The 16,853-nt window shown below is 62.7% G+C and carries 12 protein-coding genes; 3 read left to right on the top strand and 9 right to left on the bottom strand.

Annotated elements, in window-relative coordinates; all coding sequences use genetic code 11:
* Positions 1-290 precede the first annotated feature (290 nt).
* Complete coding sequence (locus IR187_RS10995) at positions 291-3,368, top strand: TonB-dependent receptor domain-containing protein (protein WP_194954658.1); 3,078 nt, start codon at positions 291-293, stop codon at positions 3,366-3,368.
* Positions 3,369-3,431: 63 nt separating this feature from the next.
* Here IR187_RS10995 and IR187_RS11000 read toward each other — a convergent pair whose 3' ends face one another.
* From IR187_RS11000 to IR187_RS11020, 5 genes are read right to left on the bottom strand one after another with little or no spacing between them, the layout of a single operon-like run.
* Complete coding sequence (locus IR187_RS11000) at positions 3,432-3,617, bottom strand: hypothetical protein (protein WP_194954659.1); 186 nt, start codon at positions 3,615-3,617, stop codon at positions 3,432-3,434.
* Between the two features lie 54 nt (positions 3,618-3,671).
* Positions 3,672-4,598, bottom strand: a complete 927-nt coding sequence (locus tag IR187_RS11005) for a LysR family transcriptional regulator (protein WP_194954660.1) — start codon at positions 4,596-4,598, stop codon at positions 3,672-3,674.
* 2 nt (positions 4,599-4,600) lie between these two features.
* Entirely contained in the window at positions 4,601-6,427 is a 1,827-nt protein-coding gene (locus IR187_RS11010) for a CocE/NonD family hydrolase (RefSeq protein ID WP_194954661.1), read from the bottom strand.
* Positions 6,424-7,956, bottom strand: coding sequence for an AbgT family transporter (locus IR187_RS11015; RefSeq protein ID WP_228765822.1), 1,533 nt, complete (start codon positions 7,954-7,956; stop codon positions 6,424-6,426). Before IR187_RS11015 ends, IR187_RS11010 begins: the two co-directional genes overlap by 4 nt.
* Positions 7,957-8,011: 55 nt before the next feature.
* Positions 8,012-10,909: a TonB-dependent receptor gene (locus IR187_RS11020; protein ID WP_194954663.1), complete on the bottom strand. Its 2,898-nt coding sequence runs from the start codon at positions 10,907-10,909 to the stop codon at positions 8,012-8,014.
* Positions 10,910-11,063: 154 nt separating this feature from the next.
* On the opposite strand from IR187_RS11020, the gene IR187_RS11025 reads away from it, so the two are divergent.
* On the top strand, positions 11,064-12,227 hold the full coding sequence (locus IR187_RS11025) for a CapA family protein (RefSeq protein WP_194954664.1): 1,164 nt from the start codon (positions 11,064-11,066) through the stop codon (positions 12,225-12,227).
* A gap of 113 nt (positions 12,228-12,340) precedes the next feature.
* Here the strand turns inward: IR187_RS11025 and IR187_RS11030 are convergent, their stop codons facing one another.
* Entirely contained in the window at positions 12,341-12,559 is a 219-nt protein-coding gene (locus tag IR187_RS11030; RefSeq protein WP_194954665.1) for a hypothetical protein, read from the bottom strand.
* Positions 12,560-12,590: 31 nt separating this feature from the next.
* Between IR187_RS11030 and IR187_RS11035 the strand changes: the two genes are divergently transcribed.
* Entirely contained in the window at positions 12,591-13,058 is a 468-nt protein-coding gene (locus IR187_RS11035) for a hypothetical protein (protein ID WP_194954666.1), read from the top strand.
* Between the two features lie 463 nt (positions 13,059-13,521).
* On the opposite strand, the gene IR187_RS11040 is transcribed toward IR187_RS11035, so the two are convergent.
* The 3 genes from IR187_RS11040 to IR187_RS11050 all read right to left on the bottom strand — a co-directional run bounded on the left by IR187_RS11040 (position 13,522) and on the right by IR187_RS11050 (position 16,517).
* Positions 13,522-13,947 carry a GtrA family protein gene (locus IR187_RS11040; protein WP_194954667.1) on the bottom strand — a complete coding sequence of 142 codons (426 nt, stop codon included), beginning with the start codon at positions 13,945-13,947 and terminating at the stop codon, positions 13,522-13,524.
* Between the two features lie 84 nt (positions 13,948-14,031).
* Complete coding sequence (locus IR187_RS11045; protein ID WP_194954668.1) at positions 14,032-15,027, bottom strand: glycosyltransferase family 2 protein; 996 nt, start codon at positions 15,025-15,027, stop codon at positions 14,032-14,034.
* A complete protein-coding gene (locus tag IR187_RS11050) occupies positions 15,024-16,517 on the bottom strand; it encodes a hypothetical protein (RefSeq protein WP_194954669.1) in 1,494 nt (497 codons plus the stop codon). Before IR187_RS11050 ends, IR187_RS11045 begins: the two co-directional genes overlap by 4 nt.
* Positions 16,518-16,853 lie beyond the last annotated feature (336 nt).

The raw sequence follows: 16,853 nt of genomic DNA on the forward strand, positions 1-16,853 counted from the left end.
CGGCCGTGGCTCTTCGGAAAATAGGGCTGAAGCCGCGCCATCTGCTCGTCCGTCAGCCAGAATAAATCGCTCAAATTCAGGCTCCTTCCCGGCCGCCTGAATCATAATCGCTACCGCAAATCAATGGGTCCTGACCCTAGCGGCGCGGGCGGGCGCCGACGAGCGGCGGCGGGGCGGCGTGAGGGTCGCAGCGGTAGTTTTCTAAGCCCCGGTAACCATATCGAAACGCGGTTTGCCTTATTTTCTCCGCGCCGGGGGGCGAGATCAACTCTTACGTTCGGAAAAATATCATGAAATCAGGCACCCGACCCCAGGTGTTGCTGGCCGCCACTGCCTCGGTCATGGCATTGACGGCCACCCCTGCCGCAGCACAGACCGGTGAAGACGACATTGTCGTCACCGGATCGCGGATCGCAAAGAGCGAATTTACCAGCGCCGACCCGATCCAGATCATCGATCCTGACAGCGCGAAATTGCAGGGACAGGTGCAACTGGCTGAGATACTGCAATCGACGCCCGCAGCGCAGGGATCGATCCAGATCACTTCGGCGCTGTCGAACCGCGTCATCGCCAATGGCGGCAACGACGTCCAGAGCGTGTCGCTACGCGGGCTGGGCGCCGAGCGGACGCTGGTGCTGATTAACGGCCGCCGCGCTGGACCGGCAGGGATCCGAGGCTCAGTCGCGCCGTTCGACCTCAATGTGCTGCCGCTGTCGGTGGTGCGGCAGGTCGAAATTCTCAAAACCGGCGCTTCATCGATCTACGGTTCGGACGCCGTCGCGGGGGTGGTCAATATATTGACCCGTAATGACCTGAATGGCGCCGAAGTCGGCGGTTTTTCATCGGTCACCGAGCATGGCGGCGGCGAAAGCTATGGCATCGATGCCAGTTTCGGCAAGACATTCGACCGCGGGCATGTGTTTGCGACGGTCGATTATTTTCGCCAGCTGAACCTGACCCGCCGCGACCGCGGTTTCCTGTTCTGCTCCGAAGAATATCTGAGGCGCGAGGCCGATGGCAGTCGCGCCGACATCGTCGATTTCCGCACCGGCAGACCGGCATGTGCCAATGCCTTGGGTAATGCGATTGTGTTCGGCGATTTTTCGGGGGCCGATCAGAACGGTTTTCCGACCTTTGGCCCCGGATTGATTGCGCCAAGCGGCCAAACGATCTTTGCCGGCCAATATGGCGCCGAGTTTGCGGCGGTCGGCATCCCGATCAATGCCTATAACCCGATCGGGGTTTTCGGTCCCGCCGACTTCTTCGGGGTCGATTTTGACGGCCCGTCGAACGGCGCGCTCAACCGCTTCAACCCGGTCGAGCAGGACTCCGACGTGTTCTCGGACGTTCGCCGGATCAGCGCCTTTGTCGATGCCGCCTATCAGGTCACCGACGGCACGACGCTGTACGGAGAATTTCTGTTCAGTAACCGCAAGTCGCTCCACAACGGCTTTCAGTCGATGTCGGTCGACCAGTTCACCGGCGCATCAATGCTGCCCTTTTTCCTCTGCAACCCGGCAGCTAACAATTGCGACCCGTTCGACATGGGCGATCCGTTCAATGCCGAATTCGGCGGGAACATCATCCTGCGCCCGCGTGTACTGGTGAAGGCGCAAAGCCAAGCCGACGTCGATTACTACCGCGGCGTACTGGGGCTGCGCGGCGAACTCGGCGGGTGGAAGTGGGATGTTCATGGCCAGCACAGTCGGTCGGACGCCAGCTATACGCAGGACGTCATCTATCAGGATGCGATCGCGTCGCAGACTTTCCGCACGCGCTCGTGCGTCGGCACGACGACCGCGATCCGTGGGGTGCCGTGCATCGACATTGATTTCACCGACCCGCGCGTGCTGCGCGGCGATTTAACCGCCGCCGAGCGCGCCTTCCTCACGGGACGCGAGACGGGGCGGACCTTGTTCAAGCAAACATCGGCCGAGGCGCTGCTGACCGGCAAGCTGGTCATGCTCCCCGCCGGGCCGGTTGGCGCCGCGTTCGGCGCCCATATCCGCCGTGACGAAATCAATGACACCCCGGGCGCGGCAACGCTGGCGGGCAATGTCGCCAATTTTACCACGTCCGGAATCACTGCCGGGCGCACCGTCTCCAGGGAGCTGTTCGGCGAGGTCGAAGTGCCGCTGCTCGAAGGCGTGCCGATGATCGCGCGGCTGACGCTCTCGGGCGCGGCGCGCTACACGCATGTCGAAGCCACCCGCCGCGACGGGGTGCAGGACAGTTTCAGCGACACGACGTGGAAGGTCGGCGCCGACTGGGCGGTGACCGACTGGCTGCGCTTTCGCGGCACATGGGGCACATCGTTCCGCGCGCCCGCGCTGTTCGAGCTGTTCCTGCAAAACCAGACCGGCTTTCTGGGCCAGCTGGACGTCGATCCGTGTATCCAGACCGCAGCGCGGCTCGCGGCAGGCGCGATCAGCCAGCGCATTTTCGACAATTGCGCCGCTGACGGCATCGGCCCCAATTATGCGGGCGGGGTCAGCCCGGTAACGATCGTGTCGGGCGGCGGTATCGGGACGCTCAGGCCCGAAGCATCGACCGCGCGCACGGTGTCGGTAATCCTGACCCCCGACCTGTCGGGCACCCTGTGGGGCGGACTCAAGGCGCGGCTCGCGGTCGATTATTTCGACATCGACGTCCGGGACGAGATCAGCTTGCTCGGCGCGAGGAATATCGTCCGCGGATGTTATGATTCCGCGGTCGCCGACGAGCCGCTGTGCGGGTTGTTCACGCGATCGACGACCGCCGGACCCGACGCGCAAAGCATCGCGGCGGTCACCGACCGCCATGTCAACATCAGCCGCCAGCGCAATCGCGGCGTCGACCTGTCGCTGGCCATCGATCAGGATATGGGCCGCCTTGGCGCGCTGGCGTTTCGCGCCCAGATGACCTGGCAGGTGAAGGACAAAGTGGCGCTGTTCCCCGGCACCGAGATCGACGACAATGGCAAGATCGGCAATCCGAAATGGGTCGGCGATTTCAGCCTTGGCTGGGCGAAGGGTGGGTGGACCTTGTTTTACGGACTCGACGTGACGGGCGCGGCGTCGAACGCGGCGGATCTGCTGCGCGCGCAGGGTGGCGATCCGTGCCGCACGTCGAGTTACCGTCCCGGCGGGCGCTTCTGCCCAGACGTCAGTGTGCCTGCGACCTTCTATCACTCGCTGTCGCTCAGCCGCGATGTTGCCGACCGGTTCCGGATTACTTTGGGGGTCGCGAACCTGTTCGACACACCGCCGCCGCAGGTTTCGACGGTGGTCACGGCAACCCCGCCGGTGATCGGGCAGGCACCGGCGTTCGGGACGCAATATGATTATCTGGGGCGGCGGTTTTTCGTTGGGGTGCGGGGGAAGATTTAGGGTCAGGACTTCTGTGGTTGCCGCCCGCGATGCAAGAGGGTTTCCCATTCCGGAGATATATAGTCAGACCGAGTCAGGGGCTCGCTCTCCGCTGTGCGTGGCGGCTGTGAACCGGTCGAGCGGCAAAATTCCGGTTTCCGCCATTGAGGCGAGCGTCCATCGGTACTTCTTCTCGGTCGCGGCCCGGCCATTGAGACGAAGGCCGCGGCCCGTCACTTCAAGCACGATGTCGTTGATATCGAGCGGCATCACCGGGACCGGGATTGCGCGCCTCCACCGTGAATGCGGGAACATCGCCGACAGTTATTTACCAAAATAGGCCGTTACCGCGTTCCTGAATTCCAGCGTCAGACGCGACGGACGCGAAACATTTGATACGGCGAACGCATATTCATGCGTGATCGGCGGATCGAACGGGCGGCTCACGAGCGGCGGGTGCATATAGGGCTTCACGAGCAGTTCGTTCAGTATCGCCATCCCGTTTCCGCGCGCGGCAAGCGCGCAGGCCGAACCATGGGTATGCGTTTCGATCGCGACCACGGGCCGCATGCCATAGGCACCGAAGGCGGCATCCACCTGGGTGCGCCAGTGACGGCCTGCACCTAGCAGGATCAGCGGATGCTGACCGATATCGGCGGGCGTCACCCTTTCGCATTCTGCAAGCGGGTGATCGTCACGCATCACGCAAACGGAACCGCTGGAGACGATCTGTTCGATCGCCAGATCGCTCTCGTCGGTCGGCAGTTTGACGAAACCGCAATCGACATAGCGCATCGCGATCATCGTTCGGGCCGTCTCGACGCTGCGCGTATCGATGTTGAATTCGACTCCCGGGAAGCACTCGCGGAAGCGCGACACGATGTCGGGAAGTATGCCCTCGGCAAAGCTCGGCGGTGCGACGATCCGTACCGTGCCCGCCGAATAGCCTGCGATATCGCGCACGAGGCTGTTGAACCGGTCGAGGCTGGCAAGGGTCAACTCGACTTCCTGGATCAGCTTGGTGCCGTCGGCGGTGGGGACCAGCTTGCCTCGGTCGCGGTAGAACAGGTCGAACCCCACTTGCGCTTCAAGCTGTGCGATGAGTCGGCTGACCGCCGGCTGCGAGAGCGACAGTTGTTTGCCGGCCGCCGTCGCCGAACCCGTCCGCATGATCTCCGCAAAAACCCGCAACGCGCGAAAACTGACATCCTTGTCGGGCTCGAGGCCGGCCGGTGCGAGCGGCTTGCGCATCGTCAGCGGGCGCCGGCCGGAACGACCGGCAGCAGGATGCGCGAGCTGTGATCGGCGCCCAGATGGATCGTGTTGGTGGCGACGACCGGTTCGAGGCCTTCGACCCGCCAGTCGGTATTGGGGTTGATGTCGAAGTGGGGGAAATTGCTGCCGGCGATCTCGACACGGATATGATGACCCGCCGCGAAGCGGTTGCTCATCGGGAAGGAGGCAATCTGCACGCGATATATATAGCCCGGTTCCATGATTTCGGGCGTCTCGAAGGAATCGCGGAACCGCATTCTCAAAAGGCCATGGGCAATATTGAGGGCATAACCATCCGGGTAGTCGGCGCTCGGCGGGTAAACATCAACGATTTTGATCATGATGTCGGTATCGACCGCGGTCGAACTGACGAAAAGTTCGGCAACCGCCTGACCCGTCAGTTCGACATCGGCCGGCAGCGGACCGGTTTCGAAGATCAGCACATCGTCCCGGTCGGCAAGTGCGCGCCTGGGTTTGCGCGAACCGAAGAAACCGGGTCCTTCGCGCTGGTCGAAGCCGCCCGCCGCCATGACCGGCGCGCCGGACGTGATCGCGCCGCCGATCGTCGGTACCGGATCATGGGGATCGTGCACAAAACGGCACGTCCCGGCAGCGGCAGGCGCGTCTTCGCGTAAACCGCCGCACGGGTGAAGATGGAAGGGCGTCATGCGCATCGCGGGCAGCGGCCACGCCGGGGCACTGCGCCAGCGCCCGCCATGATCGAGCCGTCCGCTGGGCAAGCGTCTCCCGCTGCCGCCGCCCATGGTGAAGAGATAGACCGGCTCGGGCAGCGGGTCCGCGCCTTCATCTTTCAGATGGTGGTCGAACCAGCGCTTGCGCAGCGCGATATAGTCGCCGAACAGATGGTCGAGCGTCGATTGCGGTCCAAAGTCGGCATCCCCGGAATAGGTCAGCGAGCGCTTGCCGTGCGTCCAGGGTCCGAGGATCAGCTTTACCGGCCCGCGTTTGCGCTTTGACAGGCCGACGAAATTCTCGATCGCGGTCAGTGCATAGGGGTCGTACCAGCTCGACATGTGTACCATCGGCACATCGGCGAAATCATCGTACCAGCCGCGTGCGTAGAGCCCGCGCTGCTTCCAGAAATCGCCGAAGCGGTCTTCGCGCCATTGCTCGAGAATGAAGTCCTCATATTCGGGCGCGGCGCTGATCGGCGAATGTCCGGGCCGCCATTTTTCGACCCCGATCCATTCGCGAATGTCCGCCGCCTCCAGCGCGGCCTGCCGCGCGGGGTCGGCCAGCGTCGCAGGCGCAAGCAAGGCATGCTTCTGCGCCCAGGTGAGCTGCTTGAGCTCATAGGCACCGCCTTGACGGATGCCGCTGTGATAGGCGCTCGAGAAGCCGCCGGAGTCGAGGAACATGGCCGCAAGCCCGGGCGGATCGAGGGTGGCGAGCGCTGCCTGCACATGGGCGCCATAGGACAGGCCGAGCGTCCCGATCCGGCCGTTGCACCACGGTTGGGCCATGATCCACGCAATCGTGTCGGCGCCATCCTCGGCCTCGGCGAGATATTTGCGAAATACACCTCCGGACGCATAGCGGCCACGACAGTCCTGCAGGACGAACGCATAGCCTTGCGCAGCAAAGATGCGCGCGATCTCGGGCTTGGAGCGGGGAACCTCGTCGGCAACCGAAAAATCGGCGTGGTTGGTGCCGCGCTTGTCATAAGGCGTGCGCTCGAGCAGGACCGGCTGCGCCGCCGCGTCCGCGGGAAGATAGATGTCGGTGGCAAGACGCACGCCGTCGCGCATCTGCACCATGATGTTGGGGAGAAGGACGGCGGTCATAGCGTCGGCATGATGTAGGTCGCAGGCGCGCTCGGCCCGACCGGCAATTCGAACCCGGCCCACAGGCCGATGAGGCAAAGCCCGGTCAGGCCGATCGCGGCCGAAAAGGGCAGCATCAGCGCAATCAGCGAGCCGACGCCGAAATCCTGCCGCCAGCGCTGGGCAAGCACAAGGACGAGGACGAAGTTCGATGCGACGGGGGTCACGATGTTGAAGATGGAATCGCCCATGCGATAGGCCGCGGTCGTCAATTCGGGCGACACGCCGAGGAGCATCAGCATTGGCACGACGATCGGTGCCATCGCGCTCCATTTCGCCGACGCCGAGCCGATAACGAGGTCGAAGACCGACGACATCAGCAGGAGCAGGATCAGCATGACCGGGGTGGCAAACTGCTGCGCGCGCAGCCAGTCGGCCCCGTTGATCGCCATGACCGGCCCCAGGTTCGACCAGGCAAACATCGCGATGAAATGCGCGGCAAAGAAGGAAATAACCAGAAAGGGCGTCATCGTCGTAAGACCCTCGGTCATCATCCTGACGATATCGCGGTGCGACGACACCGTTCCGGCCGCGGCGCCATAAACCCAGCCGCAGACGAGAAACAGCAGCATGAACCCCGCGACGAGCGAGGCGTAGAAGGGGCCGAACCGCGCAGGTCCTGTCGCTTCAGCGTCGACCAGCGGCGTATAGCCGGGCCACAAGGTGAAGGCGGCGAATATCAGCACGATCACCGCCGCGGCGAACCCAGCGCGACGCAGTCCCTTGCGCTGGCGGCCGTCGTCGGCCGCGTCCTCGATCTCGCCCTCGGGCGGCGTCCCGGTCCAGGCTCCCAGCCTTGGTTCGACGATGCGATCGTTCACAAACCAGGCGACCGGTATCAGGACGATCCCGAGCACAGCCGTGAAATACCAGTTGCCGAGCGGGTTGAGCATATGGTCGGGGACGAGCAGCGCTGTCGCCGATTTGGTAATGCCGAGCATCAGCACGTCGAATTGTCCGGGCAAGAGATTGGCCGCGAATGCGCCCGAGATGCCGGCATAGGCAATTGCGATTCCCGCCATCGGATGACGCCCCGCGGCGGCGAAGATGATCGCCGAAAGCGGGATCAGCACGACATAGGCCGCGTCGGCCGCCTGATGCGACAACAGGCCGATCAGGAATATTGCGGGGGACAGGAACCGGTTCGATACCCCGTGCATGGCGCGCGTCATCAGCGCGGTGAACAAGCCCGAGCGTTCGGCAACCGCGGCGCCGAGCATCACCACCAGGATCAATCCCAGCGGCGGAAAATTTGCCATTGTGTCGGGCATGGCGGTCAGCAGCTTGCCGACATTCTCGGCCGACAACAGGCTCTTGGCGGTCAAGGTTTCAGCGTTGACCGGATGGACCGCGCTCCAGCCCGCAAGCGCGGCCAGCACCGATACCGCGACCAGCAGCGCAATCAGGCCGAGGAATATAAACACCGGGTCGGGCAGGGCATTGCCCAGCCGCTCGACCCGGTCGAGCCATTTTTTCGTCTTGCCTGGCATTGTCGAGCCGCCCCGCATCGCTGTGGCCGCGCCGTTGCCGGCGCGGCCGGTCCGATTACATCTTCACCGAAAAACTGGCGTAGAGGAAGCGGCCGCGTGCGTCGTAAGTGTAGATGTCGTAATTGATCGGCGCGTTGGCGTAGGACGCCGGCGGCGCCTTGTCGAACAGGTTGTTCACGCCGAGGCTGAACCGCGCGCTATCGTCGGCGATATTGAAGCCCAGTTCGAGGTCGGTGTAGATGATCGACTTTGTCCGCGCATCCTTCACGGCATTCACGACGTCGGTCGTCGGGCCGATGTATCGACCGCGCAGCATGACATCGACCGTATCGCCGGTCCAGCCGAGCGAGGCTTGGCCTTTCCACCGCGGATAGGTCGAACGCGGCGCGTCGCCGCGACCCGCGCGCTCGTCCACGATCGGCTCGCCGCCCGCGGGGTTGGGTGCGGTGGTCTTGAACGAGTGGAGGTAGGATGCATCGATCACCGCCGAAATTCGGCCGATGCTGCTGTTGAAATCGTAGCGCAGCGTTGCGTCGACCCCGTCGGTGGTGATCGCGTTCAGATTCTGTGCGCCTTGCAGCAGCTCGAGAATCGCTCCCGTCCCGGCGTCGCGGCTGACGAGTTCGCAGAAGACACCGCCGCGCACCGCGCAAAGCTGCATGATCTGGGTCGGAGTCTGCGAGGCGATCGCATTCTTGATCTTGATCTTGTAATAATCGACGGTCAGCGACAGCCCGCGAACGCCGGTTGGCGAAACGGCGACCCCGACGCTGATCGTGTCGGCGGTTTCCGGCTTCAGGCCTGTGTTGCCGCTGATCACGCCCGGGATCAGACCGTTGAGATTGAAATTGGCCTGGTTGTAACCGGTCGGCACACCGGCACAGCCGGGCCGTCCCGGATTGGCCGAGGCACCGCCATTGCACGGGTCCACGCCCTGGAAGCTGGTCTGACGCGCGCCCTGATAGAGTTCGTTGATCGACGGGGCCCGGAACCCTTGTGAATAGGTGCCGCGCAAGAGAATGTCGTCGATCGGACGATAGCCCAGCCCCGCCTTCAGCGTCACCTTGCTTCCTACCGTCGAATAGTCCGAATAGCGGCCCGCCAGGCTGAGCTCGAGGCTTTTGGCAAAGGGCTGGTCGCGGAATATCGGCACATTGAGTTCGGCATAGGCCTCGTGAAGGTCATAGCTGCCGACCGTGGGCGTACGCGTCTGGCCCGTCGTTTTCGCGTAGAGCGCCGGGTTCAGATAGATCGGGGGTGCGTTAACGACCGGATCGGGCGCGTCGAAACCGCGGTTCTGCCGATATTCATAGCCGAGCGCGAGAGCGACGGGACCCGCGGGCAGGTCGAACAGACTCCCCGTCACGTTGAACGCGGCGTTGTAGAGCTCGGTGCGGTTATACTCGCGCGTCGTGAAGCGGATATAGGCGGCCTGCTCCGCGGTCATCGGGGCGAACAGGTTGACCGGAACGCAGCCCGCCGTTGCGGCGCAAGTCGCTGGCGACCCTAGTCCGAGGAACAGATTGTCATAGTTGATGCCGTTCTCGGCCACCGTGTCGATGCTGTTCTTCGAATAGGAGCCGAAGACGTCCCAGCGCCATTCGCCCCCGCCGATCATGAAGCTGCCATCGACTCCGACCGAGAAGCGGATCGTTTCGACATCCTGGATATTGTTGCGGTTGCCGACATCGGTCATCACCTTGCGGATACGCCACGCGCTGTTCGCGCCAAAAGTCAGCGCATTCGCCGCGGGTACGCCGTTGGCCGTGCCGAATGGGTTGAACGCCTGATTGTTCGGAATCGCGAAGCCGCGGACGGTTCCCGCCGTGCCGCCGACGTCGAGCAATACGGGCGAGAAAAGCTGGTTCGACTTGCGCCGGTTGTAGGCGCCATCCAGCCTGATCGTGACGTCGTCGGTCAGTTCATAGTCGAAACGGCCATAAACGCCGTACCGCTCCGAGGGTCCGGTCGAGTAGATGCCCTGCGCCTGCGTGTTGTACGCATCACCGGGCAGCGCGCCGACGTGAAACGCATTATCCGCGGTGTTGCCCGCGCCGATCGTCGCGCCATTGTTCAGTACGATCGGGTTGGCAGAGCTTGCGAAGCCCGCCGGGGTCCCGAAATAGGCGTTGTTCGCAAGCCCGGGCAGGATGAACAGGCCGTTGGGATTGGTGCCCACCGCGGTCTGCGGGACCAGCGTCAGCCGCGTACGATCGCGGGCGTCGGTGCGGATCGGACTTGATTTGAAATAGCTGCCCGACAGGATGATCGCGGCGCGGTCCCATGTCTTGCCGACCGTCAGCTTGCCGCCCAGCTCGGACCCGTCGCCATGGCTGGTGATGCCCGCGCGAACCGAGCCGCGCAGCCCGTCGAACGGCTGGACGGTCTTGATATTGACGACGCCCGCGATGGCATCGGCGCCATAAATGGCGGACGCGCCGTCCTTCAGGATCTCGATCCCGTCGATCATGCCCTGCGGAATGGTGTTGAGATCGACGAAGTCGCGGAAGCCGCGCTGGCCGACACCGTCGACCCAGCGATGCCCGTCGACGAGAACAAGGACGCGGTTGCCGCTGCCCTCCGCCCCGCCGAGATACCGCAGGTTTATCGAACTGGCACCGTAAGATGTTCCTTGTGTGCCGTTCGAATTGAGGCTTACCCCGGCCGAAGGCAGTTTTTGAAGCAGGTCGCCGATCGACGAGGTGCCCGATTTAGCGATGTCGTCGGAGGTGACGGTCAGGATCGGGCCGACCGAATCGGCATCCTTGCGACCGATACGCGATCCGGTGACGATGATGTCACCGCCCGCGCCCGCATCCGAGGCCATGTCTTCTTCCGCATTCTGGGCAAACGCTTGCGAGGGCCAGGCGAGCGCAGCCAGGCTGATGCCGGCGGCAGCGGCAAATTTGGCGGCGCGAGGACGCCGGGCGAAACGAGCGAATGCGATGGTCATATTGTCCCCCAAATTGCGATTCGTTCACAGCCTTAGGGCGAAGCGCGTCCCGCAAAAATATTATGACAGTCCCGGATATGTTCATAACAAAAGTGCATGACGTTGCCCCTCTTCAATCGCGCTTGGTATGGAAGGGGCAAGAGGGAGAGGGATCATGTCACCAGTCTGCCGGCTCGAACCGACCCGTCGACGCCTGCTCGCCGCCGGAATTTCTGTTGCCTTTCTGCCGGTTCTGACGGGAGCAGGGCGACGGCCGTTGCGGATCAGCCTGCTCGGCCAGGCGCTGATCAAGACCGATCTGCGCGCACTCGGCTGGGACGGCCTTGGCGAGTTTCGGAGGCTGCTCAAGGGGCGCGATGTCGTTTTCACCGATTTGGAGACGGTGATCGCGGGGCCGCTGGCCGGGAAATCGACGCGACCCGCGGACAGCGAGGTACTGCACGTCGGCGATCCTGCCGTCATCGACTGCCTGCAGGCGATCGGGGTCAATATCGTTGCGACGTCGAACAATCATGCCTGGGATCTGGACAGCGGCGGTATCCTGTCGACGATTGATGCCCTCGAGGCGCGCAAGCTCGCCTATGCGGGCACGGGCCGCGATCTTGCCGCCGCGAGTGCACCGGGCGTGCTGAACGTGCGCGAGCGGGTCGCGCTGGTATCGGCGGCCGCAGGAGCAATCCGTGAAGGCGGAGCGGCCACCGAGACCCGTCCGGGTGTCAATGAACTGCGGCGCGCATCCGAGGGGGCGCTCGCGCAAATCGATGTCGAACGCTATCTGGCGACGATCCGGATCGCCGCCGACAGCGGTGCCGTCGTCATCGCCTATCTGCACAGCCACTATTGGGAACCGCGCAAGTCGGATACGCCGACGTGGCAGCGCGACTTGGCGCGGCGCGCGGTCGATGCGGGCGCCGCGACCTTTGTCGCGCATGGCGTTCCCGAACTTCAGGGTATCGAATATTATCGCGGGGCGCCGCTCTTTCACGGCCTTGCCTCTTTCATCTTCCAATCGGAAAAGCCCGACGACGCTTATGGTCCGGAGGCATGGCAATCCGCGATTGCCGAGCTCGACGTTGTTGACGGCCGCGTCACCGCGGCGCAGCTGCTTCCGGTACAGCTTGATTTTCGCGGCATGGAGCATGGCGGAAAGCGTGTCCGGGGCAGCCCCAGGCTGGCGGTTGGGCAATCGGTCGAGGAAATCGCGGAGCGCCTCATTCGCCTGAGTGCTGCACTTGGCGGGTCGGTCCGCTTCGAGGCACCGCAGCGGTGGCGCAGGGGCGGTTTCGCGATGCAAATATCACCAATAGCGGCACGATAATCGACTGTTCCGGACGGGCAGATGCTGCACATTTTCGGCAAGATCATGCAAGGCACGGGCTACTGCTTGACAGGATTTCGTTGCAAAGACGGATTGTCGGCTCGCGACCGGATTTAACGGTTGGCGTCCCGCTCAAAAGCGGGAATTTCGGGCGCCCCGCCACCATGATCCGGTCGGCCGTTTGTTGGCCTTCCTCCCATCGCTACATCGATCATCGCGCAATAGATGCCGCATACGGCATCGTGCTGAATGTCGGCCTGCTGTTCGGCGCCGGCGCTGATCGTGGCCGGGGCCGGCTCGCGTTGGAGTCGCGCACGGTAAAGCACCGTCAACTGCTGTTCACCAGTTCAATCCACGCGGAGTATGATCGCCGCTTTTCTCCCGGGCTCTTGGCTCAATATCGATGCCGCCTGCAACAAGCCGTTTTGCCGTAAAAGGGTTGAGCAGCAGATGATCGATCCGAACGCCGGCATTGCGTTCGAAGGAATTACGCCAGTAATCCCAATAGGTATACATGGGTACATCGGGGTACAGGTGGCGGGTGGCATCGGTCCAGCCTTGCGCCAGCAATTTCTCGAAGGAAGTGTGGGCGAGCGGGTCGGCCTGCTATCGCATGCATCGCTCTGGGTTGCTGGCGATCCGCACGCGGATATTGCGGCCATTGCAAGCTTCGAGGAAATGCTTGGGTTTTGCGGCGGCTATGGACTGGCTGCACACGCAACGCTGCGGCAGATTGTCGCGCCTGCTGGTGCGCGCGCTATGGCCTGGCCAAGGGCACCCATCCGATCCGGACATGACCTCGCGCGTCCCCGGGACCATTGCGTAAAGTAGCTGCACTGTTGCCGTCGGTCATCGGGATGTTCACGCAATCTGTTTTATTCGATCGGCAAAGGACACGGTGACGTAGTTCCGTGAGACGCCATCCTCTCACATCGCTCACAGCAGCCCGAGGCGCCTTCGCGACAATATCTTCGATCGTCACCTTTGTCTGGGTTTTGCCGACCCCGGCCTCACTCGCCGTTTTCACAAAATGCCGGCCTCCAATATCGAGACGGCGCAGCAACCCCCGCCTTCCGCCCGACCCGCGCTACAGCGACGGAAGGCTGGCTTGGGGCGTGGCCTCGTCTGGTCTCGGTGGGGTTGCTATCACCGATCGGGATCTGCAGTCGTTTGTCGCAACGATCGGGCCCCGGGCACATTGCCCTCGACTACGCCGGGATGCTCGGCGGACAGGCCGCGCGCGTCATGGAAAGCCTGAAATTGCATCATGTAGAGGTAGGCGTTTTGCAGTCCATCATCGCTCGCCGGCGAAGGCCCAATGCCGCGAGCCCAGGAAGTTCACGGTCATCGCAACCGCTGATGCAATCGCCAGCGCCGCGACCGGATGGTGCTCGAGGACGGGCGGGCCAAATGCGATGCACAGCATGTAGACCGCCATGTTCACCAGGGCGCCGACGAGCTGGACGAGCACATAGCGAACCGATTGCGGCAGATGCGCCTGATCTCTTCGTTCAAAGGTCCAGATGCGGTTAAGATACCAGGTAATGCAGAGCGCCGCTGGGAAGCTGATGGCCCTTGAAAAATAGGGGCCCAGCTCCGTGGTCGCCAGCAGGATCCAGAGTGTCGTGGCGTCCGCCGCAAATCCGGCCGCTCCTGTCATGGCGAATTTTACGAATGAGCGGACGAGGCCCCCTTGCGCCTGGCGGCCGCTGCGGACCATTTCAGGCACGCTGTCCCTGCAATGTCCCGATCGGACTGAAAGGGGCACCGCCGCCTTGGCGTGCGTGGCGAAGGGCGCTTCCCCTCATTTTCTTGTTTTGGTTTTCGGGAACGAGCTCGTTTGCACAAAAGTGGCGGGCGCCCGAATTTTTGGTACGGCAATCGCGACGCCCAGATATGCCATCCGCAAGGTCTCTCGTCGGCCGCGAACCACGGTATCCAGAATCAGTCCGGCGAGTGCGAACAGAAAGGCGACGATCATCAGCGCCGAACTCAGGATGGCGGTCGGAAACCGGGGCACTTGACCGGTCCGCAGATAGGTGTCGGCTAACGGAATCGCCAAGGCGATGGAGACGATCGCCAGTGTCAGCGCGATACTCGCGAAAAAGAACAGCGGCCGCTCCTGCCGCACCAAATCGAATATGGTGGACAGGATCCTGACCCCGTCGCGATAGGTCGCCAGCTTGGAGACCGATCCCTCCGGACGCGCGAAATAGCTTGTTGCGACCTCGCCGGTCGGCATTCGCATCCTGAGGGCATGAACGCTGATTTCCGTCTCGATCTCGAAGCCGTCTGAAAAGGCGGGGAATGATTTCACAAATCGTCTCGAGAACACCCGGTATCCCGATAGAATATCACTGAAACTGCGGCCGAAGAACGCGCTGAGCGTGTAGGTCAGCAACTGGTTCCCAAGCCGGTGACCATGGCGATAGGCACCCATATCTTGCTCTTCCCGGCAGCCGACGACCATATCGAGGTGCTCGCGGATCGCCTTTTCCAACAGTATCGGCGCGGCCGCTGCGTCATAGGTGGCGTCGCCATCGGCCATGACATAATAGTCCGCCTCGATGTCGGCGAACATCCGGCGAACCACACTGCCCTTGCCCTGCATTCGCTCGGTCAGGACAGTCGCACCCTCGGCAAGGGCAATCTCGACCGTCCGGTCGGTGCTGTTGTTGTCACCGACATAGATGACCGCATCGGGTAACGCGGCACGAAAGGACCTGATTGTCCGGGCGACCGACATTTCCTCGTTATAACATGGCAAGAGGACAGCCACGTGCGACTTGAACTCAGTCATTTCGGTACCTCGCGAGCATCACGTCTCGATCCGAGCAGGATTGCGCCTGCAGCAAGGGGGAGAACCCACAGCAAGCGCGTGTTATAGCGGTTATGCGGTTTGGATAGCGCGCCTGCAATCAGCGCGTTTGCGAAGATTGTACCAAACAACAAGAACGCCGCAACGCGATGCTCGCGGCTTCGGCCGCGCGCTGCAAGCAAGAGCAGGACCGCAGCGGCCAGGAAGCTGGTCAACACGATACCGATGTTGACGAACTTCATCGGCATCTCGCCGGCAGCGGAACGGCTCAGCGCACGCTCGCGCGTATAACGGGGTGGAAGGTCACCGGTCTCGGATGGGGGGAGATTGAAGATATCAGCTTTTGCCATCAGCAACTGCCGTCCACTGGCGAGAGCGCTGTGATATATGACCTCGAAAGGATAGGCACGCAGCGTTTCCAGAGCCAGGCGACTGTCCTGATCGGCCAGTCGGCGCTGCACGGCATGCGATTCGACCGAAAACACGCCGTCGGTGGGCTCGCGGCTCCACAAGAAAGTGTCACTGTCCCGCGGCATCCGGTCCTGAAACCGGCACGCTTCCAAAGCGATTTGTGGACATTTTTCACGAAGCAATTTCAGCGCAGGTCCTTCGTTCACGAGGCGCGCGGTCAAAAATGGAGGCCGGATCGGCGGCTCTCCCAGCCGCGCCTCGACCGATGCGACAAAAATGCGCTCGCTGACGATACCGCTTGTCGCAGCGATCGCGAGGATGACGATAGCTGCGCGTTGGACTGCGCCGCCGCCGAGCAATATCAGCAGGCCAAGCCCGAGCATTCCGCCCAGGATCAGAACATTCGAGCTGTGCGACATGGCTGCAAAGCACGCGATTGAAAGCAGAGCCGACTTCTCGAAAATATTGAGCCGCCGCCACCCAATCAACGCGGAGAGTCCCATGGCAACGGCGAAACCGGTGAATATATCCGGCATCAGGAGCGAAACATAAAAGGGTAGGGAGGTGAGTGCCGCGAGGCCGGTCGCGGTCGCCAGCACCGGGATCGCGAGCCGCCTTCCATCGCCAAGACCAAGAGCCCGCAGCGTGATCCAGAGGACAAGAACAGTCAAGCCTGCCTGGATCATCACACCGCCCATGCTCCCGAACAGCACCACGAAAGGAAAGATCAGCAGACCATAATAGACCGAACGACCAAGGAGCACCGGGTGGGCCAGTTGCTGCGCCCGGGCTGCATCGTCCCCGAGCCGCTGGTGACCGGTCTGTTCGGTGCCCGCCGCGGTATCGCGAAGCAAATTGTGCCGGTCGGACCAGTCGGTCTCCCACCCGGTCAATTCATATATCGCGGAGCCCGCTCCTCGCAGATAGGCGGGGGTGTCGGGGAAGAAGAATGCTGCGCCATTGTACAGGGCCGGCCAACTGACGACCAGGAGGGCGAGCAGCAAGGACAGGCTCTGTATTGCCCTGTTCGACAAATGTGGCCGGTTGCTGTCCTGTTCCATCGCTGGTTCAGCGGCGCAGGGACGGGCGCACAAGCGCCGCTGGAATGGCCGGTGCCTCGAGGGTCACCGGCGTAAAGTGCATGATCGCTCCACCAAGGCGTCACACCCGGTGTCCATCATGGCTCTTGCCGCAGGCTATTTGGATGCCGAATCATAAACTGGCTCGTAATCAACAAGTTCAAAGTTTAGAAGTGTTCCGCTTCCACACAGCCATTCTGTGCCATTCTAGTACTTGCCCCTTTTGGCCATCTTCAACGCGCTTGCAAGGCGATCCCTTGAGACTGGCGGGTCAGCGGGCGCGACGTAGGACCGTGGCAGCCGGCATATCGAAGGCGG

The sequence above is a fragment of the Sphingopyxis solisilvae genome, from assembly GCF_015475875.1.
Classification (GTDB): Bacteria; Pseudomonadota; Alphaproteobacteria; order Sphingomonadales; family Sphingomonadaceae; genus Sphingopyxis; species Sphingopyxis solisilvae.